This is a genomic window from Thalassospira sp. ABD4_177, assembly GCF_056160125.1.
Map to the genome: position 1 here is coordinate 1,156,231 of NZ_JBSWWO010000001.1, position 21,733 is coordinate 1,177,963.

Genomic DNA, 21,733 nt, shown 5'->3' on the forward strand with positions numbered 1-21,733 from the left:
AAAGCCGAACTACTTGGCGAAGCCGTCGGGTTTGGCAGGATCAATCGCCTCCATTATTTCGCCGGGGATGAAGACGCGGAAGGTCGCACCACGCCCGGGCGGGCTTTCGGCCCATATCTTGCCCTGGCAATGTTCGACAACATGCTTGGCAATCGCCAGGCCAAGGCCGGAGCCAGAGGGTTTTGGCTTGTCGTCGGCGTATTTGCCGCCGCGTGAGAATTTGTCAAAGATGATCTCAAGCTCGTTGGCGGCGACCCCTTTGCCGTTATCGGTGATCGAGACCAGATAGCCGCCATCCATGGCCTCGCCGCGCACGGAAACCTCGGGATGGTCGGGGTCAGAGAACTTGGCAGCGTTGGACAGCAGGTTGATAAAGACCTGTGTCAGACGGTCCCGGTCGACATGCAGAAGCACCGAATTGCGAGAATATTCCTTGGTCAGGACAACGCCCTTGGCGTCAAATACGCCTTTAACCGCCTCGATGCTTTCATCAAGGACGGTGCGTGGATCAACTTCGACCGCGCGCCAGTCGGAATGACCGGCCTCAAGACGGGCAAGATCAAGATGATCGTCAATCAGTCGTGTCAGACGTTCGCTTTCGCGGACAATGATTTCAAGGAACCGGTCGGTCTGTTTCGGATCAAGGTTGGGGGAATCGACCAGAATTTCCGAAAAGGATCGGATCGAGGTCAGCGGGGTTCTGAACTCGTGGCTGACCATGGTCAGGAATTCATCCTTGAGGCGATCGAGTTCCTTGAGCCGTTCATTGGCCGCGCGCAGTTCGGCTGCTGCCTGTTCAAGCTCATGGGATTTTTGTTCAAGGCGCTGGGAATATTCGATGACGTGCGATGTTTCTTCGAGGATCTCAAGCACTTCATCAAGGCTGACCATCTCGCCCTTGGCGACAGATGACACCATCACACGGGCTGATGCCGCGCCGATGGACCCGGCAAGTAACCGCTCGGTAAAGGCAATCATGTCGGCATCGGCTTCGCCCTTGCCGCGCCACGTGGGATCGATGCTGCGATCAAACTGGCGGAAGGATTGATAGGCACGATCACGGCCCAGAAACCGTTCTACCAGTTCATACAGATCATTGGCCGAGGCCGAGGAGCGCCAGATCACTGTGTCCTGGCCTTTGCGCGAAAAGGCATCAACAAACAGGGTGGCCTGGATGCGTTCAAGCGCGCTTGGTTCGGTAAACAGACTGATCAACACATAGGCCGCGGTATTGAGCGAAATCGACCAGATCAGCGCATGGGTCAGCGGGGCGAAATCCGTCAACCCAAACAGGCTTTCGGGGCGCAGCCACGGATGGCCAAAGGCGCCATTCAGGATAAGCGACGGGTCCATCCAGCCACTATCGGCAAGCGATGGCAGCAGAAGCGTATAGCCCCAAACCGCAAACCCGATGGTGAGTGCGACTTGTGCGCCGGTGCGTGTGCCGCCCTTCCAATACAGCCCGCCAATCATGATCGGGATGAATTGCGCGATGGCGGCAAAGGAAATCAGGCCGATTTCGGCCAGGGCATCGCTGGCCCCAGCAGATCGGTAATAGGCAAAGCCAAGAAACACCACGACAACGATCGAGGCCCGCCTGATAAAGATCAAAAGCCCGGTCAGATCATCGCGTTCGGTCAGACGCAGCGGGCGAATGCGCAACAGGGCCGGTACGATCAGGTCGTTACAGACCATGGTCGAGAGCGCAATGGTCGCGACGATCACCATGCTGGTACTGGCCGAAAGACCCCCGACATAGGCCAGTAGTGCCAGCATGGATTGGTCTTCAAAGAGCGGGACGGAAATCACAAAGAAATCCGGGTCCGACCAGACCGGAAGGGCGCCAAGCCCGGCCAGCGCAATTGGCAGGACAAACAGGTTCATCGCCAGAAGATAAAGCGGAAAGGCCCAGCTTGCGGTGGCGAGATGACGTTCATCGACATTTTCAACAATGATGACCTGAAACTGGCGCGGCAGACACAGAATGGCGGCCATCGAAAGCATCATCAGGGTCAGCCAGCGCGAACTGCCATCTTCAGGCAGGACCAGCAGTTTTTCCGTATCGGTATTTGCAGCAGACTGGGCAAACAGATCCCCAAGCCCGTCATACATGACAAAGCAGACAAAGAACCCGACTGCCAAAAGGGCGAAAAGCTTGACCAGGCTTTCAAAGGCAATGGCAGCGACCATGCCTTCGTGATGTTCATCAGCATCAATAAAGCGCGTGCCAAACAGAATACCAAACAAGGTCAGGCCGACCGCGGCCCAGAAGCCGCTATCGGAAAAGATGCTGACGGTTTCACGCACCGGCTCGATCATGCCGTGATCCCAGACCGTGAGTACTGTGTAGCTGGTGGCGATTGCCTTGAGTTGAAGCGCGATATAGGGGGTGGTGCCGATCACCGCGATCAGGGTCACGAGGACTGAAAGCTGTGTGCTTTTGCCATAGCGTGACGAGATAAAGTCGGCGATCGAGGTAATGCGATGGGCCTTGGAAATGCGCAGCATCTTGCGCAGCAAGAACCACCAGCCAAGAAAGATCACGGTCGGGCCCAGATAGATCGTAAGGTATTCAAGTCCGTTGCGGGCCGCCGTGCCGACCGCGCCATAAAACGTCCAGGACGTGCAATAGACCGCGATGGACAGGGTATAGACCGTCGGGTTGCGGACCCAGGAATGGCCATCACGTGCGCGTTTGTCGCCCCACCACGCAATCGCATAGAGCAGGCCGACATAAATCAGCGAGACAAGGATGACCAGTTCCGAGGACAGCATGTGCTATTTCCTCTCGGCCTGGGCTGCGTGGCGAAGCGCGCTTGTCAGAACGGCGCACAACGCAATCAGGATGCCCCATCCGGCAAAGAAATAGACAAACAGGATCGGCAGGCCAAGGATGGTGCCATCAAGGGAAAACATCCCGACAATCGGCGGCAGCCAGATAAACAAAGCCACCAGCATCAGCGCAAGAGCCCGTTCGGTAAGTCTGCGTGGCGGTGTGATGGCGGCCTCCTGCCGGTTGGAGAAGAACGCGAAGCCGCGTTTCAGTTTGCCGCGCGTTCAAGCAGGGCTTTGACCCGGGAAACGACGTCGCGGGTTGAAAACGGCTTGGTGACAAAATCATCCACGCCAAGTTCCAGCCCCTTGCGGCGGTCCACTTCGCGGGTTTTGGCGGTCAGCATCATGATGGGAATTTGTCGGGTGTTTGGATCGTTACGCGTTGCGCGCACGACTTCAAACCCGTCACAGACGGGCATCATGACATCGAGCAGCACCATGTCGGGGATGTCGCGCGCGATCATGGAAATCGCCGTGCGGCCATCGGTGGCGACGCTGACGTCATAGCCTTCCTTTTCCATCAGAAAGCTGAGTGATTCGACAATTGTTTCCTCGTCTTCGGCAATCAAGACCTTTGGTCTCTCACTCAAGGACGTTCTCCCGATTTTTCGGATTGTTATATTCCCAATCCTAACGGCTTATGACCCGAATGATAATGCTACTTTGGGGTGGTATGCATAAGGCAACGCTTGTGATCGCGATTGCCGATCATTTCGTGGCGGTTTTCGGTGTGCCGTCGGCCATTTCATAGGCCCGCTGGGCGCAATCTTCGCGCGGGCACTGGCGGCAGGAAATGCCAACCGGAACGGCGGATTCCGGGCGATCAAGAGACAATCGGTCGCCATAAACCACATCATTGGAAAAGGCCGTATCACAGCCGATCATCACCGAATGGACCGAGCGCGGCACACCATAACCGCCCGCACCGGATCGCAGGGCGCGCGCGATAAACAGGTATTCGCTGTTATCGGGCAGGCGGACGAATTGCGGGATGACGCGTTCGGGGGCGGTATAGGCTTCATGCACGACCCAGCGCGGGCAGGCCCCGCCATAACGTGGCAATTGCAGGCCGGATGCGGAAAAGCGTTTGGAAATGTTTCCGGCAATATCGGTGCGCACCAGATGGAACGGAATGCCTTCGGCGCCTGGGCGACGCAGTGTGGTCAGGCGGTGGCAAATTTGCTCCCAACTTGCGGCGTAACGCTGCTGAAGAAGTTCGATGTCATGGCGCATGCTACGCGCATCATCCAAAAACAGATCATAGGGAAACAGCAAGGCAGCCGCACCGTAGGATATCAGTGCTTCGGAGGCGCGCACGCGTCCGGCGTCACTGCCGATCTGGGCCTGATCAAGGATTTCGTTGATCGGCTCGGCGGCCTCAAGCCGGCAAATGGTACGCGCAGCCTGAAAACGGGCCGAGGTGATCGGCAGCGCACGCGAGATGCGAAGCGTGTTGTTCTTGGCATCCCACTGATGGCCGCTGGTCAAAAAATCCTCTGAGGGCAGGCGTTCGATCCGGGTTTTGTGGGTATCTTCAAGATAGTTGATCAAATCCGTCAGATAGAGCCCGCCTTCAGGATCGATGGCCGGGCGCATCTTGTTGGCGTGGTCTTCGAGTGTCGGGAAGTGGTTGGCATTGTCATAAAGCAGATCATCGACTTCCTCGGCCGGGCTGGCGGCCGGGCGGCCGGCTTCGCCACGTTCAAGGAAGTTGAAAATTTCGGTCGCGGATTCCGCCAGGCGCTGGGATTCCCGCACCAGTGTCGCGTTAAAGCGCGCGCGCTGATCGGGCGAGAGATCATCATAATCATCGAAAATCTCGGCCACCGTGCGGATCGAGGTAATGCGCGTCAGGATTGAATGGCTGGCCTCGGTCAGGAAGGGGTCGTGGCTAAGGCGTTCTGACAGGGCATCGATATCATCAAGGCCACTGCGGTAGGCGCGATAGAGCGAAAGAAAGGCCGTGATCATGCCGGGGGCGGCAGCGATCATGGCCGGGAAATCGCGGCTTTCGACCGGGGTCGTGCGAAAGACCGGGTCTGACGCCGCCTCGGCCAGATCAGACAGCAACCGGCTTTCCTCAGACCCCGATAAAGTATGCGGGTGAATTTCGAGCGCCTCGGCGATCCGCATCAGCAATCCGCCCCCGATCGAGCGGCGGTTATGTTCGATCAGATTAAGGTAAGAAGCCGAGATGCCCGAAGCCTTTGCCAGGGCATTCTGGGTCATCCCGATGTCTTTTCTGCGACCGCGAATGCGGTGTCCGATGGGGGCCTGACGCGCCATACTAAAGTCTTACCTGTTGACAAGATTTACAAATTTTCAAAACGCTCATCTATATATTTACAAAAAAACCTTTTTATATCAACTAGGTGTTGATTCATTTTCAATTGCTCCTCATTGTTTTGACAGGTCGTTAAGAAAAAGAACCAAATTCCAGACCTCAGATTTCTCTGAAACAGATCCCAAGACATTGGGGAGGAAAACCATGTCGGAGACTAAGCTTATCGGAAATGTATCTCGTCGTACGATCCTGAAGGGATCCGCGGCAACCACAGGTGCAGCCCTCATTGGCGGCACTTTCCCGATGCATTTCATCAAGAACGCGCATGCCCAGACCTTCCGTGGCGACCCGGGCAGTGCTGCCAGCGTCAAACTCGGTTTCAACGTGCCGCAGACCGGCCCGTATGCCGATGAGGGTGCTGACGAATTGCGTGCCTATCAGCTTGCGGTCAAGCACATCAACGGCGAAGGCGACGGTGGTATGATCAATACCATGAAACCGCTTGAGCTTAAGGGTAACGGCATCCTCGGCAAGAAGGTCGAGTTCGTGACCGGTGATACCCAGACCAAGTCCGATGCCGCGCGTGCTTCTGCCAAGCGTATGATCGAAAAAGACAATGTGGCGATGGTTACCGGTGGTTCGTCCTCTGGTGTGGCAATTGCCGTGCAGGGTCTTTGCCAGGAAATGGGCGTCATCTTCATGGCGGGTCTGACCCACTCGAACGACACTACCGGTAAAGACAAAAAGCGTTATGGCTTCCGCCACTTCTTCAACGCTTACATGTCCGGTCAGGCGATCGCACCGGTGCTGCTTGACGAGTATGGCAACGAGCGCCGCGCTTACCACCTGACGGCCGATTACACCTGGGGCTGGACCCAGGAAGAATCGATCAAGGCCGCGACCGAGAATATCGGTTGGGAAACTGTGAACACCGTTCGTACCCCGGTGGGTGCAGGTGACTTCTCGCAGTACATCACCCCGGTTCTGAACTCTGGCGCAGATGTCCTGATCCTGAACCACTATGGTAAGGACATGGTCAACTCCCTGACCCAGGCCGTTCAGTTCGGTCTGCGTGACAAGCAGGTGAATGGCAAGAACTTCGAAATCGTTGTTCCGCTGTATTCCCGCCTGATGGCACAGGGTGCTGGCGAAGCTGCAAAAGGTATCCTTGGGACCACCAACTGGCACTGGTCGCTGACGGATGCCGGTTCGCAGGCCTTCGTGAAATCGTTCGGTCAGGAATACGGCTTCCCGCCGTCCCAGGCTGCGCATACCTGCTACGTCCAGACGCTGCTTTATGCAAACGCCTGCGAAATGGCCGGTACCTTTGCACCTTGGGAAGTCATCAAGCAGCTCGAAGGCTTCGAGTTCGATGGCGCGGGCAACGGCCCGACCCTGTATCGTGCAGAAGATCACCAGTGCTTCAAAGACGTTCTGGTTGTGCGTGGTAAAGAAAACCCGCAGTCCAACTTCGACCTTCTCGAAGTCGTTAAGAACGTTCCGCGTGCACAGGTCGAGTATCCGGCCGACATGTTCGGCGGAGAACTGGGCCCGTATCAAGCCTGATACACCCAACATTGATGCAAGCAGGGCCGACCATTCTCCCAATGGTCGGCCCGTTTGCCCTCTGGCCTCGGCCTGTACGACTTTTGACTAAGTCCCTTACGAATACGCGGCGGATAACCTGATGGACGCTATATTTCTTCAAATCCTGAATGGTCTGGACAAGGGCGGTGCCTATGCACTGATTGCACTTGGCCTGACCCTGGTGTTCGGCACGCTTGGCGTGGTGAACTTTGCACATGGGGCCATCTTCATGATGGGGGCCTTCTGTGCGGTTACGGTGGAAAAACTCCTGACCCTGTCAGTCAAGGTCAAGGATGAGTCAGTAACATTCTTTGATGCCTACAAGGAAACGCCCTACCTCGAACTGTGGTTTGGCGATACCGGTACGGCGATCATTGATTGGTCGGTGCCAATATCCATCATTCTGGCAATACCGGTGATGTTGTTGATCGGCATTGTCATGGAACGCTCTCTCATCCGGTATTTCTACAAGCGTCCACACGCCGAACAGATTCTTGTGACCTTTGGTCTGGCCATTGTTCTTCAGGAACTGGTCAAGGCGACCTTTGGCGCAAACCCGATCCCGCAAGGCGCACCTGACATTGTTGCAGGTTCTGCTGCCGTCGGGGCGATCTTTGGTCTGGGCGAAGCCGTGGTCTATCCATGGTGGCGTCTGATTTATCTGGCATTCTCGCTGACGACGATTGGCCTGGTCTTCTCCTTCCTGCATTTCACCACCTACGGGATGGTGGTCCGTGCCGGGATGGCGGACCGTGAAACGGTCGAATTGCTGGGCATCAATATCGAACGTCGCTTTACGATTGTGTTTGGCATCGCGGCCGTGGTCGCGGGTCTGGCAGGCGTGATGTACACGCCGGTTCTGCCCCCGGATTACCATCTGGGCATGGACTTCCTGGTGCTGTCATTCGTCGTCGTTGTTGTGGGTGGTATGGGCTCCTTGCCCGGTGCGGTGGCCGCTGGCTTCCTGCTGGGGATCCTGCAGTCCTTCTCGTCCATGACCGAGGTGAAAGACATCTTCCCCGGGATTGACCAGATCATCATCTACCTTGTTGCCGTCGTCATTCTGCTGACCCGTCCGCGCGGTCTGATGGGACGCCGGGGCGTGATGGAGAGCTAAAAAAATGTCCAATACAAAAATCGTCTCGCCCAAAAAAGATATGATCTTCATGGCCATCCTGTCGGCCGTGGTCCTGACCATGCCGCTGTGGCTGCAGCCTTTCGGGGCGGCCTATCCGGACCTGATGCAGAAATTCATGATCTTTGGCATCTTTGCCATCGGCTATAACATCCTGTTTGGTCTGACCGGCTATCTGTCCTTTGGTCACGCAGCCTTTCTGGGTGTCGGGTCCTACACCGCGGTGTGGTCATTCAAGTTGCTTTCGATGAATGTCATTCCGGCATTGATCTTTGGCACGGTCCTGTCGGGGCTGTTTGCGCTGGCCATTGGCTTTGTGTCCTTGCGCCGTTCGGGGATTTACTTCTCGATCCTGACGCTGGCCTTCGCTCAGATGTCCTATAACCTGGCCTATTCGGTTCTGACCCCGATCACCAATGGTGAAACCGGTCTGCAGCTTGAACAGGCTGATCCGCGCGTGCTGGATCGCATGTCGGGCATCGTCAATGACGGATCGCTTCCGACCCCGAACCTGTTCGGGATTGAAGGCATCGGTTATTCGGGCTTCTATATCTGTGCGGCCCTGATGCTGATTTCGTTCTTCATTTACTTGCGTATCTTCCGCTCGCCCTTCGGGCTTAAGCTGCGCGCGATCAAGTCGAACCAGAACCGTATGGGTTATACCGGGTTCAGCACGCGCCCCTATCTGATGACCGCCTTTGTCATCTCGGGCATGTATGCCGGTCTGGCCGGTTCGCTTCTGGCGGTGACCGATCCGCTGGCCGGGGCAGAACGCATGCAGTGGACGGCATCGGGCGAGGTCGTTCTGATCACGATCCTTGGTGGTGTTGGCACGCTGATTGGTCCGCTTCTGGGTGCTGGTATCATTAAATACTTCGAGAACATCTTCTCGGCCTTTAACGATACCGTGCTTCTCAATGCCTTTTCCTTCCTGCCTGATTGGTTGGCACACCCGGTCGCATCCGTGGTTGGCCTGTTTGTTGGCGAAGGCTGGCATCTGACCCTTGGCCTTGTCTTCATGCTGATCGTGATCTTCCTGCCCGGTGGCATCATGGAAGGTATCAGTCGCCTGACGCGTCTGGTGACCAACCGTGACAAAGCCGCGCCGAAATCCGGCGACCATGAAAACAAAGAAAAAGAACAAACATCGGCGGGGGAGGTCTGATCCATGTCCGAATACATTCTTGACGTCACCGACGTCGACAAGAACTTTGGCGGTCTGCAGGCGCTTTCCGATATCAACCTTCGGGTCAAGGAAGGCACCGTGCACGCGATCATCGGACCGAACGGTGCGGGCAAGTCGACATTGCTGAACGTGATTGTCGGACGTCTGGCACCCAGCCGTGGCCGTGTGTTGCTGGGCGATCAGGTTCTGACCGGCAAGGAGCCGCACGAGATCAACCAGCTTGGTGTTGCGCGTGTTTTCCAGACGCCGGAAATCTTCCCGGAACTGTCGCTTTTACAGAACGTGATGGTGCCGGCCTTTGCCAAGCGCGAAGGCATTTTCAAAATGAACTTCCTCAACAGCCTGTTTGCGGAAAAAGAAGTCCTCGAACAAGCCGAGCACCTTCTTGAGGATGTCGGCTTGCTTCAGCACAAGGATCACCTGGCCGGTTCGATGTCGCGCGGTGACAAACGCCGTCTCGAACTTGCCATGTGCCTGGGACAACATCCCAAGCTGTTCCTGCTTGATGAGCCGACCGCGGGCATGGCGCGCCATGACACCAACCGCACGATTGATCTGCTCAAACGGATCAAGGAGCGCGGCATGACCAAGGTGATTATCGAGCATGACATGCATGTTGTGTTCAGCCTGGCCGATCGCATCAGTGTTCTCGCACAGGGGGCCATCATTTGCGAAGGCACCCCGGAAGAAGTCCGCAATGACCCACGCGTCAAGGAAGCCTATCTCGGAGGGGAAGCAGAATGAACGCGCTGCCAAAACAGGAACCTGTCCGTAAACAGGGTGGCGATCCGGCCTTTTTCTCGGTCTATGATATCCATGCCTATTACGGTGAAAGCTACATCGTTCAGGGGCTGTCCTTTGACATCCGCGAGGGCGAAATTCTTGCCCTTCTCGGACGTAACGGGGCGGGCAAGACATCCACACTTCGCACGCTCGCCCGCATGGGCGACCCGGAACTCAAGCATGGTGAAATCTGGCTTGATCACAAGCCATTGCACGAAATGAAGGCATGGCAGGCCGCCCGTCTGGGCTTGCAGCTGGTGCCGGAAGATCGACGCATCATTCCGGGCATGACGGTTGAGCAAAATCTTGAACTGGCCCAGATTGCCGAGCCGCATGGCTGGTCGATCAAGCGCATCTATGAACTGTTCCCGCGTCTTGGTGAAAGGGCGGAGCAGGAGGCCATCACGCTTTCCGGTGGCGAGCAGCAGATGCTGGCCATTGGCCGTGCGCTTGCGCGCGACATCAAGATCCTGCTGCTGGATGAACCGTATGAAGGTTTGGCACCGGTCATTGTTCAGGAAATCGAAAAGACCCTGCAAAACGTCAAGAAGCTTGGCATCACGACGATTATTGTCGAGCAGAACGCGATTGCAGCCCTGAAACTTGCTGACCGTGCCATCATCATGGATAGCGGCGAGATCGTCTTTGACGGCACCGCGCAGGCTGTTCTGGATGATGAGGAACTGCGTGATCAGTACCTCGCGATCTAATGCCAGCTAGCATCTTTTGCATGGGGGAAGTTTCCGAAGCTTAGTTGTAAGGGGAGCTTCGGAACAGGCAAGGCCGTGCCGATCAGGCGCGGCCTTTTCCGTTGTGCGGATGTATGATGGCGTGGGTTACACGCCAATCGCCATCCCATCACTGCGCGGATCATGCGCCCCGTCAACAAAACCATCCTGATCAATGCGAATGATCCCGGCCTGACCGGCCAGCGCACTTTGTTGTTCGATCGCACGCAGGACATGGCCACGGGCGACCAGTTCATCAAACACATTGTCCCCGGCATCGACTTCAAGCTTCAGGCTGTCATTGGTATCGGAAAATGTCTTGCCCAGCAGGAAGCGCGGTTTGGTGAGCGCATCTAGTGGCGATAGGCCGAAATCAAGCAAGCGGGTAAGCAACATGGCAAGGGTTTGTGGTTGCCCATCGGCCCCTTGCGTCCCGTACAGCAAGTGCGGTTTGCCGTCTTTCAGGGCGAGGCCGGGATTGAGTGTATAGAACGGCAGTTTTCCCGGTGCGAAGGCATTCGGGTGGCTTGGATCGGTGCTAAACGCGGCCCCGCGGTTTTGCCAGACAATGCCGGTATCACCCGCAACAACCCCGCTGCCCCAATCGAAATAGGTGCTTTGCAAGACGCTGGCGCAATTGCCGTTTTCGTCCTTGGCTGCAAGGAATACGGTATCGCCATGACGGAACCGATGGGGCCAATCAAGCGCCTTGGTGGGCGAGATATCTTTGGCGTCTGCGGCAAGACCAGCGCCCTTCAGAAGGGCTGTGAAATCGGTGTCGGTGAAATCAGGATCAGCGATCTGATCGCGCTTCAGGAAGGCGCGCTTGATGGCCTCGACCACCAGATGGTAATGGTCGGCGTTTCCCTCAGCCCAGTTCTTGGCGCCCAGTTCGCGCAAGACACCCATGGTCATGAGCGTCGCCATACCTTGCGTCGGGGCGGGTGGGGCGAACAGGGTGACGTCGCCATATTCAAGCGATACGGCATTCACCGTGCGGGTGCGGGTTTTTGCCAGATCCGCCTTGTTGATCGGGGAGCCAACCGCAGACAGGCCTTTGACAATCCGATCGGCCAGCGCGCCCTCGTAAAAGTCGCGCGCGCCAAATTCGGCAATGCGTTTCAGGCTGCTGGCCAGTTGTGGCTGGCGGAAGGTTTCACCAGCATGGGGCATGCGACCGTCTGGTGTGAAAACATCCATAAATCCCGGCCAGTTGGCGATGTCTTCCTTGCGGAAATCAAGCCAGAAACATTGCGACGGACTGACCGCAAAGCCGTTTTCCGCCAGTTCAATCGCCGGCGCGATCAGGTCTGCCAGGTTCTTGCTACCACCCCAATGTTTTGCCGAATGGTCCAGCGCATGCTGCCAGGAATCCACCGTGCAGGCGGTGGTCAGGGTCGATCCCGGCCCGCGCAATGGAATAGGCGTGTTGGGCGCGAAGGTCTCAGCCCCGTTTTCGGCAGCCTGGCCGATGCCAAGGAAGGATTGCACCTTGCCGCTGTTATTGGAAACCATCCAGACCGCATCGCCGCCAATGCCGCAAAAATGCGGATAGGTCACCGCCAGAACCGCGGCGGTGGCAACCACGGCCTCGATGGCAGTGCCGCCTTCGTGCAGGACCTTGGCCCCGGCTTCGCTGGCCGCGGTGCTCGGACTTGTGACCATGGCGCGGTGTTTTGAGGCAGTCTGGTGTTCGGTCATCGGATTGGGTCTTTCAGCCAGGATGGTTGAACTCAAATGGTTTTGGAGTGCGCGTGGATCGGGAGTGGCGAAATTGCATACAATCCTTTATACAAGCGCAGGGTATAAAATGTTCGAAACAAGAAACTCGGCGGACAGGGATGAAAGCAGCGGACAAGGCAAAGCATCGCACAGACATGATCAGTTCGGCATTGCGTTCGGCAATTCTCGAACGTGTATTGATGCCGGGCATGAAACTGCCCGAAGATTCCCTGGGGGAACGGTTTGGCGTCAGCCGAACCCTTATTCGTCAGTCGCTTGAACGGCTTGCCGCCGAAGGCCTGGTCGAGCTTCGCCGGAACAAGGGCGCGATGGTTGCCAAGCCCAGCCTTGAAGAAGCACGCGATCTTTTTGAGCTCCGCACTCAGATCGAAGATCTTGTCATCAGCCGGGTGATCAAGAATATGAGCCCGGAAATTCTCGCCGAACTTGAAGCCCACCTTGCCAAGGAAGTCGAAGCCGAAAACGCGTCCGAGCCGATTTCGATCCGGCTTGCCACCGAATTCCACATCCTTTTGGCGCGTCTTGCCGGAAGCCCGGTTTTGCTGCGCTATGTCGAGGAAATCGGTTATCGCTGTGGCTTGACGCTGTCGCTCTATGCCCGCCCGCATTCGACCGATTGCGGTATTCAGGAACATCGCCAAATCATTGATGCCCTTGCCAAGGGCGATGAGGACACGGCGCGCAAATTGATGCGTCATCACCTCACTGCCGTTGCCGATCGTGCCCTGTTCACGACAGAGGAAGGCGGACCGCTTTTGTATCTTGATGCGCTGGAACCCTACGCCAAAAAGGTCCGCGATGGCGGGGCATAAGGCGCCATTCTTCCGATGATCCCACAACCGCGCGTGCCCCAATTGGGTGGGGCGGCGTGCGTGATGCTGTGTGATCTGTGCGTTTTGCATGCAATCTTCGTTATGCCTTGATGCCCTTGCGGATCAGAATACGTTCCGCACTTTCATTCCAGACATCCATTTTGATGATCTTGCCATTTTCAATCACGAAACGGTCGATATAGCGGTTGCCCTCAAACGGGGTGCCGTCCGGCCATTCGCCGTATAGCCAGCCGGTGCTGTAAACAACGGTCTGGCCGTTGGTGTGGGCGACATCGAACTGACCGAACTTCTTTTTTACCCATTTATAACGTGCAGCGTTGAATGCCGTGGTGCCCGCCGGATGGTCGTATTTCTGACCATCGGTAAAGGTGATGACGACATCATCGGACATGAAGGTCGCGGCCAGTTCCGGGTCGGGCTTCATGGAGGCATCAAGAAAATCACGCACGGTCTGCGCCTCGGGCGGCAGGGTGTCGAGCACATTTTCCGTGGTTTGGTCAGTCATTTGAAGGTCCTCTGTTCGCGGGAATTGATCTGTCTACAGCATAAACGGTGCGCATAAAATTTGCATGCACTAATTTTATGCAAAAATTGCATGCAATATGCGTATACATGAGGCAATTACGGTTTTAGGAATCACAGAAAATTATCTAAGTATCTGATTTTTAATGGTTCTGATTCTTGGCATGTCGCTTGCTGCAGTGCGGTGACGATTTGGTGCGCATCATAAATACGCGACGCCGGACGACGCAGTCACATAATCAGGGAGTCTCACATGCCTATTTCTTCGCCTTTTGGGAAAATAACGCGCCGTGCCGCCCTTCTCGGGGCCACTGCTGCGCTGATGTTTGCCGCCACCCTGCCGGCCCAGGATGCCCGTGCAGAAGACACCATCAAGCTTGGCCTTGTTGCCGCGCTGAGTGGTCAGTCGGCGAAATCGGGTGAAGCCATCACGCGTGGCATCACCCTTGCGATGGACAAGATCAATGCCGAGGGCGGTGTTCTTGGCAAGCCGCTTGAACTTGTTTCGCGTGATGATGAAAGCAACCCGGGCAAGGGTCTGGTTGCCGCCCGTGAACTGACGCAGCGCGAAGGCGTTGCAGCGATCCTGGGTGGTCTTGATACCCCGGTCTCCTTTGCCATCGTGCCCTATGTTAACCAGCAGAAAATTCCGTTTGTCGGTCCGTGGGCTGCAGGGACCGGCATCACCAAAAACGGTGCCGAGGAAAACTATGTCTTCCGCGTTTCCGCCGTTGATGAATATGTCGACGAAGCCATCACGGAATATCTGATCGCCAATTACGGTGCCAAAAAGCCTGGCATGATCCTGATCAACAACCCGTGGGGGGAGTCCAACGAGAAGGGCTTGCTCAAGGCGCTTGAAAAGCGTGGCATGGAACATGCCGGGATTGAAAAATTTGAATCCAACGACGTTGATGTTGTCCCGCAGCTGACCCGTCTGAAGGAAAACGGTGCGGATTCCCTGTTCGTGGTTGCCAACGTTGCCCCGACCGCACAGGTGATCAAGTCGCTTGATCGTATGGGCTGGGATGTTCCGATTTCATCGCATTGGGGGCCGGCCGGTGGTCGCTTTACCGAACTGGCGGGCAAGTCGGGCGAAAAAGTCCACTTCATCCAGACTTATCTGTTCACCGATCCGGCAAACCCGATGTTTGTCAAACTTCAGGAAAAATTCCCGGAGATCGAAACCCTTGCTGACGTGACCCCGGCAACGGGTATTGCCAACGCCTATGACGCGACCCTTCTGATTGCAGCGGCGATTGAAAAAGCCGGTTCGACCGAAGGTCCGGCCATCCGCGAAGCGATGTACGAGATCAGCGGTGTTGAAGGCATGATCAAAACCTATGACACGCCGTTCACCCCGGACGATCAGGATGCGCTTGGTCCGGAAGACTACACCTTCGCGCATTTCGTCGAAGGTCAGATCGTTCCGATCAAATAAGCGATTTATCTAACCCGAATGGCGCGTTCCTCAATGCGCGCCATTCGGGGATTTATCCATTTTAAATGATGCACGCATGTGCACTTCATAAGCAGGCAACTGGCAATGACACTTTTAATCGCAGCCCTGATAACCGGGATCGGTCTGGGCAGTATGTATGGCCTGATCGCGCTTGGGTTCCAGATCACCTATTCGGTGTCCTCAAAGGTCAATTTCGCCCAAGGATCGATGGTGATGCTGGGTGCTGTTCTGGGTTTTGTGTTCTGCGAGCGATATGGTTTTCCCGTCATTGTCGGGTATCCGCTGGCCATTTTATGCTGCGGGCTTGCCGGTATTCTGGTTGAGTTTTTCCTTGTCCGCCCGTTTGCCATTCGCAATTCCGAAGCCTGGCTGATGGCGACTGTCGCGGGTGGTATTTTGCTTGATAACGCCGTGCTATTTACCTTCGGCAATGAGCCCCGCACCCTGCCATCCACCCTTGTTGGCGAAAGCTGGAATGTTTTTGGCACGGGTGTCTATCCGCAACAAATCCTGATCCCGGTTGCCGCCATCGGTGTGGCGCTGGCGCTGAATGCGCTGTTCCGTCATACCCGACAGGGGCGTGCGCTTTTGGCGGTTGTGCAGAACCTTCAGGCGGCCAAGCTGATGGGGATCAACACCACCTTGATGGTGACCGGCTCCTTTGCCATTTCATCGATGCTGGCGGGCTGTGCCGGGCTTTTGATTGCGCCGCTATTTTCGGTGCATTCCGATATGGGCACGCTTTTCGGTCTCAAGGCCTTTGCGGTCGCCATTCTGGGTGGCATGACATCGGCTTATAGTGTGATGTTGGCTGGCTTTATCTATGGTCTGGTTGAGGCCGGTGTAACCACATATCTCGGATCGTCCTACACCTTCATCGTCGTGTTCGCGCTTGTGATCGCGGTTCTGACCGTCAAACCAAGCGGTCTGTTTGGCCGTGCTGCGATCAAGAAGGTCTGATGATGAAACGCGATATGAAGTTTAAAAATCCGATGCCCAAGCTTAATAAACCCGTCGCCTTGGATGGCGTGATCCTGGCGGCCATCATTGCCGGTTTGATCGGGGTGACCATCACCGGCGGCTATACCCAATTCGTCATCGGCCTTGTCGCCATCACCACGGTTTTGTGTGTTGGGCTGAACGTTTTGTATGGCCTCACGGGGCTCGTGTCGCTGGGGCAGGTCGGCTTCTTTGCCATTGGTGCTTATGCCAGTGCGATCCTGACCTTGGCCGGGCTTAACTTCTGGCTTTCGTTGGTTGCTGCCACCGTGATTGCCGGATTGGCGGGCTGTGTGCTTGCGCTTTCAGCCGTTCGCATGGCGGGGCCGTTCTTGGCCATGGTGACGATTGCCTTTGCCTTTATTATCGAACATGGCGCGATTGAATGGCGTGCGCTGACCGGCGGGCAAAACGGCCTGATGGGCTTTCCGATGCCCGAACTGTTTGGTTATATGTTTAGCGAACGCGATCTTGTGATGCTGTGTGTCGTGCTGGCCGGGATCGCGCTTTTTGCCTTCCGCCGTCTGGCGACAAGTGGCTGGGGCATGGCGATGACCAGCATGCGGGATGCGGAAATTGCCGCAAGTTCGCTTGGTTATAACGCCTTTGCTGTCAAGGCGACCGGGTTTGCGATTGCCGCGGCCATGGCCGGTCTTGCCGGTGCGCTTTTCGCGCCGCTCATGATGTTTATTGCGCCGTCGAACTTCCCACTCAGCCAGTCGATCCTCTATCTGTTTGCCGTCATTCTGGGTGGTGCGGGTACGGTTCTGGGTCCGCTGGTGGGGGCGTCGGTTTCGGTGTTGTTGCCCGAACTTCTGGCCGACTTTGCCGAATATCGCCTGCTGATCTTTGGGGGGCTTCTGATTGTTGTGTTGCTGATCGCGCCGCGCGGGATTGTTGGCGTGATTGAACGGTTCATCCCGCTGACCAGGCGTGGTGTGACCGCAACGCCGGCAGACGAGATTGAAGCCGGGCTTAAGGATTACGCCAAATCAGATGGTCTGGTGGTTGAAAACCTGTCGATTGCCTTTGGCGGGGTGAAGGCGGTGAATGATGTGTCCTTTAGCGCCAAGCCCGGCGATGTCACATCCATCATCGGCCCGAACGGGGCGGGTAAGACCACGCTTTTGAATATCATAAGCGGCTTTTACAAACCGACCGAAGGAACTGTCCGCATCGGCGATCAGGATATCGCTGGCAAGCCCACCGATTTTGCTGCGCGCAATGGCATTGCACGCACCTATCAGGCGACGCGTTTGTTTGAAAACATGTCGGTGATTGACAACGTCATTGCCGGACTTCCGGTCGGCCGATTTGGCAAACCGTTCAGCGCGATTGCATCAGATGCCAACCGCAACCATGCCGCCGGACTTCTGGCCTTTTGTGGCTATGGCGGGGATATCGATGCCCGTGCCGGGGATCTGCCGCATGTGGATCGCAGGCTGGTGGAGATTGCCAGGTCGCTTGCGACCAAACCCGGTGTGTTGTTGCTTGATGAACCGGCCGCGGGTCTGATGCATGCCGATAAGGTGTCACTGGCGAAATTGCTACGTCAACTGGCCGATGCCGGAATTACCGTGGTGCTGGTCGAACATGACATGGAAATGGTCATGGGCATTTCCGATCAGATTTTGGCCGTGGATGCCGGAACCCCGATCATCTTTGATTCGCCCCAAGCTGTGCAAAAAGACCCACAGGTCATCGCCGCCTACCTTGGCGACGGGGAAATGAAGGCCCGCCCGCGCCCGATCCCGTTTGAAGCCGGGGATTCTCCGGTGATTGAAACGCTGCGTCTGACAGCCGGCTATGGGGCCGCACCCGTCTTGCATGCGGTTGACCTTAAAGTCCGTCAGGGCGAAATGGTCGCGCTACTTGGCGCAAACGGTGCGGGCAAATCGACCTTCCTGACAGCACTGGCTGGGTTGCTGCGCCCCGTACAGGGCAAGATCGTTCTGAATAATGAATATATCCATGACCTTGCCCCGCATCAGATCGTCGAGCAGGGACTGGTTCTGGTGCCCGAAGGCCGTCAGGTCTTCCCGGAGCTGACGGTGCGTGAAAACATCGAGTTGGGGGCTTATAAGCAACCCAAACCGGTCAGTGCGGACGAGCTTGAAGCCATCCTGACCCGCTTCCCGCGTTTGCGCGATCGCATCAACAGCCAGGCCGGTTTGCTGTCGGGTGGGGAACAGCAAATGATGGCGATTGCCCGTGGTCTGGTCGCCAAGCCAAAGGCGCTGTTGCTCGATGAGCCATCCCTTGGTCTGGCCCCGGCCATGGTCGAGGAGCTTTATGCCATTCTCGGCGAATTGCGCGATGAGGGTGTCACCATCCTTCTGGTCGATCAGATGGCCACCATGGCGCTTTCGGTGGCCGACTATGCCTATGTCCTTGAACAGGGCCAGGTGGTCGCCAAGGGCAAGGCCGCAGATTTGCGACAGGATGAACGCCTGATTGCGGCCTATCTGGGCGGTGCTGAACAGGGTGATAAAAACCCGGAACAAGGAGCACATGAGAATGCTTGATTATCTGGTGAGGAACGCCTGCCTGCCCGGCGAAAATGCGCTTGTCGATCTTGCCGTGGCGGATGGAAAAATTGTTGAAATTGCCCAGTCGATTGCCGGCGATGCGCCAAGCTTTGATGCGGGCGGCCAGCTACTGAGCGCGGGCTTTGTTGAAAGCCACATCCACCTTGATAAGGCCTGCATCCTGGATCGTGCCAAAAACGAAACCGGCACATTGCAGGGCGCGATCAGTGCGGTTGCCAATGCCAAAAGCGGCTTCACCGAGGATGACATTTACGCCCGTGGCGCCCGCGTCATCGAAAAGGCAATTACCGAGGGTACCAATGCGGTGCGCACTCATGTCGAGATTGATCCGGGCATTGGTCTTGCCGGCTTTAATGCCATCAAGCGGCTCAAGGCCGATTATGCCTGGGCGATGGATATCGAGATTTGCGTTTTCCCGCAGGAAGGGCTGTTTAACTATCCCGGGACCGAAGAACTTCTGCGCGCGGCGCTTGATAACGGTGCCGATCTGTTGGGCGGTTGTCCCTATATGGATACCGATCCGAATGGGCAGATCCTCCGTCTCTTTGAAATGGCGCGCGACTATGATGTCGATTTGGATTTTCATCTTGATTTCGATCTGGATGCCAGCTGGCGCCATCTTGATGAGGTCGCCAAACAATCCATCTCCTTTGGCTGGCAAGGCCGGGTGATGATCGGCCATGTCACCAAGCTGTCGGTGCTGCCCAAACCGGAACTCGACAACACCATTGCCATCATGCGCGATGCGGGGATCGGCTTGACCGTGCTGCCCGCGACCGACCTGTTCCTGACCGGGCGTGACCATGATCATTCGGTGCCATGTGGTGTCGCCCCGGCCCACAAGCTTTCTGAGCATGGCGTTTGCTGCACCATTGCGACCAATAATGTGCTTAACCCGTTCACGCCTTATGGCGATTGTTCGTTGTCACGCATGGCCAACCTGTATGCCAATGTCAGTCAGCTCGCGACCGAAGCCGAGCTTGAAAACTGCTTTGCCATGGTGTCCGACGCCCCGGCAAAGCTTCTAGGCCGGTCCAGCAAGATCGCAGTTGGTGAAGCGGCAAGCTTCATCATCCTGCCGGCCCAAAGCCGAGCACAGGTCGTCTCGGAAATCAGTCGCCCGATCTGGGGCATGAAGGATGGCCGGGTAACGTTTGAGCACCCTGCTGCAAAGCTTATTAGGCCTTAAGTCAGACCAGCGAGAAAGGGCAGCGAATGTGCTGCCCTTTTTGTCGGAAGTTGGGTTTTGGAATGGTTGGATTGCATGTGAAAGCAAAGCGGGCGTAATCGAGGACGTCAGTTTTTGCGTGATTTTCGCGCGGATCGGGGGAAATTCGATTCCTCAAATCGCGTAAATAGTCCATTGTTAGCGCTAGCAATACGAGATGAATGCGCGGAAATAGGGCCATTCCGGACAATGGATCAGTTTGATTTGCGCCTGCTTGAGCTGTTACAGGTGAACAGTCGCCAAACGGGCAATGAGTTGGCCGAGAAGGTCGGCCTGTCGCCTGCTGCCTGTCTGCGGCGGGTGCAACGGTTGCGCGAAACCGGCGTGATTGAGCGTGACGTTGCTGTGGTTTCGCCCAAGGTGTTTGGCAAAGGCATGACGGTGATGGTTCTGCTGACCATGGAACGCGACCGGCCAGATCGGTATGATTTGATGCACGCGGAGTTCGTCAACATGCCGGAAGTCGTGCAATGTGACCATGTCACAGGCGCGCATGATTTCGTTTTGCGCGTACAGGTCGCCGATATGGAAGAATATAGCGCCTTTGTCGAGCGGGAATTTCATGTTCCCTATGTCAAACGTTATGAAAGTCTGGCGGTTCTGGGGTCGCTGAAATAGCACCACAGGGGCTATTTGGTTGTTCACTTAAAATGAATAACCAAGCCCATTATTCAGTATTGGTGAAAAGTCAGACTGCAGACACAAGCCCACGATGTGACCCATATTGGACGCCGCTTTAATCCTCATACAATTAAAATGGCTTCCAAACCGGAAACCCGGCATGCACGTTTCGTCATGCCGGGATGGTTTTTTCCGATGCATCGAACAGATGAACATCGCTTGAGGCAAAATACAGCCCGACCGTGTCGCCCTCGGCCGCATCGGAATGACCGACAATACGGACGGTGAACAGGCCGACATCAGGTACATTAACATAGGCAAAGCTATCCGAGCCGAGATGTTCCATGACATCGATCTGTCCGGTCAGGATGGCCTTGTCGGTGTCAGTCGCATCACAAAGCATCATATGTTCCGGGCGAATGCCCATTCTGGTGGCCCCATCTGTATTGCGGGCAATATCGGACGTCTTGCCATTGCCAAAGGTCAGCGACGTGCCACTGCCGGTGCAATCGACTACATTCATTTTCGGGGAGCCGATGAACTGGGCAACAAACAGGTTGCCCGGATGGCGATAGAGATCAAGCGGGCTACCGACCTGTTCGATCTGACCGGCCTGCAGCACGACGATCTTGTCCGCAAGCGTCATCGCCTCGACCTGGTCATGGGTGACATAGATCATGGTCGCGCCAAGTTTCTGATGCAGGCGGGCGATTTCAAGGCGCATCTCGACACGCAAGGCGGCATCAAGGTTGGACAGCGGTTCGTCAAACAGGAAGGCCTTGGGTTCGCGGACAATCGCACGGCCAATGGCGACGCGCTGGCGTTGGCCGCCCGACAGGGCCTTGGGTTTGCGATCCAGATAGTCTTCAAGTTTCAGGGTCGCGGCAGCTTCATCGACCTTTTGGGTGATTTCGGCCTTGGGCATACCCGCCACGGTGAGCGCAAAGCCCATATTTTCACGCACGGATTTATGGGGATAGAGCGCATAGGACTGAAACACCATCGAGAGTTCGCGTTCTGCCGGTGGTTTGCCAGTGACATCATCGCCATCAATCATGATCTGGCCGTCGGATGCTTCGACAAGGCCCGAAATCAGACGTAAAAGCGTTGATTTACCGCAGCCGGACGGCCCGACAAAAATCACCAGTTCGCCCTCATTTATCTGAAGATCGATCCCCTTGATGACATCAATCCCGCCAAATGACTTGCGGATGGCTTTAAGTTCGATCTGGCCCATT

General features: G+C 56.2%; 18 protein-coding genes. 11 read left to right on the top strand and 7 right to left on the bottom strand.

All coding sequences use genetic code 11. The features are described 5' to 3' along the window. Positions 1–9 precede the first annotated feature (9 nt). From ACXAF0_RS05315 to ACXAF0_RS05330, 4 genes are all read right to left on the bottom strand, one after another. Positions 10–2,775 (bottom strand): ATP-binding protein, encoded by a 2,766-nt coding sequence (locus ACXAF0_RS05315; protein WP_475344515.1) that lies wholly within the window; start codon positions 2,773–2,775, stop codon positions 10–12. Positions 2,776–2,778: 3 nt separating this feature from the next. Continuing rightward, entirely contained in the window at positions 2,779–2,958 is a 180-nt protein-coding gene (locus ACXAF0_RS05320) for a hypothetical protein (RefSeq protein ID WP_475344516.1), read from the bottom strand. A gap of 83 nt (positions 2,959–3,041) precedes the next feature. Continuing rightward, positions 3,042–3,425, bottom strand: a complete 384-nt coding sequence (locus ACXAF0_RS05325; protein ID WP_475344517.1) for a response regulator transcription factor — start codon at positions 3,423–3,425, stop codon at positions 3,042–3,044. 118 nt (positions 3,426–3,543) lie between these two features. After that, positions 3,544–5,121 carry a helix-turn-helix domain-containing protein gene (locus tag ACXAF0_RS05330; RefSeq protein ID WP_475344519.1) on the bottom strand — a complete coding sequence of 526 codons (1,578 nt, stop codon included), beginning with the start codon at positions 5,119–5,121 and terminating at the stop codon, positions 3,544–3,546. 202 nt (positions 5,122–5,323) lie between these two features. On the opposite strand from ACXAF0_RS05330, the gene ACXAF0_RS05335 reads away from it, so the two are divergent. The 5 genes from ACXAF0_RS05335 (at position 5,324) to ACXAF0_RS05355 (ending at position 10,520) form a co-directional block, all read left to right on the top strand. Next, positions 5,324–6,685, top strand: a complete 1,362-nt coding sequence (locus ACXAF0_RS05335) for an ABC transporter substrate-binding protein (protein WP_475344521.1) — start codon at positions 5,324–5,326, stop codon at positions 6,683–6,685. A 121-nt stretch (positions 6,686–6,806) separates the two neighbouring features. After that, a complete protein-coding gene (locus ACXAF0_RS05340) occupies positions 6,807–7,823 on the top strand; it encodes a branched-chain amino acid ABC transporter permease (RefSeq protein WP_475344523.1) in 1,017 nt (338 codons plus the stop codon). A gap of 4 nt (positions 7,824–7,827) precedes the next feature. After that, positions 7,828–9,006 carry a branched-chain amino acid ABC transporter permease gene (locus ACXAF0_RS05345; RefSeq protein ID WP_475344527.1) on the top strand — a complete coding sequence of 393 codons (1,179 nt, stop codon included), beginning with the start codon at positions 7,828–7,830 and terminating at the stop codon, positions 9,004–9,006. A 3-nt stretch (positions 9,007–9,009) separates the two neighbouring features. Beyond that, on the top strand, positions 9,010–9,771 hold the full coding sequence (locus ACXAF0_RS05350; protein WP_475344530.1) for an ABC transporter ATP-binding protein: 762 nt from the start codon (positions 9,010–9,012) through the stop codon (positions 9,769–9,771). Next, on the top strand, positions 9,768–10,520 hold the full coding sequence (locus ACXAF0_RS05355; protein WP_475344531.1) for an ABC transporter ATP-binding protein: 753 nt from the start codon (positions 9,768–9,770) through the stop codon (positions 10,518–10,520). Before ACXAF0_RS05350 ends, ACXAF0_RS05355 begins: the two co-directional genes overlap by 4 nt. A gap of 126 nt (positions 10,521–10,646) precedes the next feature. Here the strand turns inward: ACXAF0_RS05355 and ACXAF0_RS05360 are convergent, their stop codons facing one another. Beyond that, positions 10,647–12,239, bottom strand: coding sequence for a gamma-glutamyltransferase family protein (locus tag ACXAF0_RS05360; RefSeq protein ID WP_475344534.1), 1,593 nt, complete (start codon positions 12,237–12,239; stop codon positions 10,647–10,649). A 140-nt stretch (positions 12,240–12,379) separates the two neighbouring features. Here ACXAF0_RS05360 and ACXAF0_RS05365 point away from each other — a divergent pair, with 140 nt between their 5' ends. After that, a complete protein-coding gene (locus ACXAF0_RS05365; RefSeq protein ID WP_475344536.1) occupies positions 12,380–13,093 on the top strand; it encodes a GntR family transcriptional regulator in 714 nt (237 codons plus the stop codon). Positions 13,094–13,193: 100 nt separating this feature from the next. On the opposite strand, the gene ACXAF0_RS05370 is transcribed toward ACXAF0_RS05365, so the two are convergent. After that, positions 13,194–13,619 (bottom strand): nuclear transport factor 2 family protein, encoded by a 426-nt coding sequence (locus ACXAF0_RS05370; protein ID WP_475344537.1) that lies wholly within the window; start codon positions 13,617–13,619, stop codon positions 13,194–13,196. A gap of 270 nt (positions 13,620–13,889) precedes the next feature. On the opposite strand from ACXAF0_RS05370, the gene ACXAF0_RS05375 reads away from it, so the two are divergent. The 5 genes from ACXAF0_RS05375 (at position 13,890) to ACXAF0_RS05395 (ending at position 20,492) form a co-directional block, all read left to right on the top strand. After that, positions 13,890–15,077, top strand: a complete 1,188-nt coding sequence (locus tag ACXAF0_RS05375) for an ABC transporter substrate-binding protein (protein ID WP_475344538.1) — start codon at positions 13,890–13,892, stop codon at positions 15,075–15,077. A 105-nt stretch (positions 15,078–15,182) separates the two neighbouring features. Next, positions 15,183–16,058, top strand: coding sequence for a branched-chain amino acid ABC transporter permease (locus tag ACXAF0_RS05380; RefSeq protein ID WP_475344541.1), 876 nt, complete (start codon positions 15,183–15,185; stop codon positions 16,056–16,058). Next, positions 16,058–18,622: a branched-chain amino acid ABC transporter ATP-binding protein/permease gene (locus ACXAF0_RS05385; RefSeq protein WP_475344543.1), complete on the top strand. Its 2,565-nt coding sequence runs from the start codon at positions 16,058–16,060 to the stop codon at positions 18,620–18,622. Before ACXAF0_RS05380 ends, ACXAF0_RS05385 begins: the two co-directional genes overlap by 1 nt. After that, a complete protein-coding gene (locus ACXAF0_RS05390; protein WP_475344544.1) occupies positions 18,615–19,835 on the top strand; it encodes an amidohydrolase family protein in 1,221 nt (406 codons plus the stop codon). Before ACXAF0_RS05385 ends, ACXAF0_RS05390 begins: the two co-directional genes overlap by 8 nt. A gap of 228 nt (positions 19,836–20,063) precedes the next feature. Next, positions 20,064–20,492 (top strand): Lrp/AsnC family transcriptional regulator, encoded by a 429-nt coding sequence (locus ACXAF0_RS05395; protein ID WP_475344546.1) that lies wholly within the window; start codon positions 20,064–20,066, stop codon positions 20,490–20,492. Positions 20,493–20,667: 175 nt separating this feature from the next. On the opposite strand, the gene ACXAF0_RS05400 is transcribed toward ACXAF0_RS05395, so the two are convergent. Then, entirely contained in the window at positions 20,668–21,732 is a 1,065-nt protein-coding gene (locus ACXAF0_RS05400) for an ABC transporter ATP-binding protein (RefSeq protein ID WP_475344548.1), read from the bottom strand. Position 21,733 lies beyond the last annotated feature (1 nt).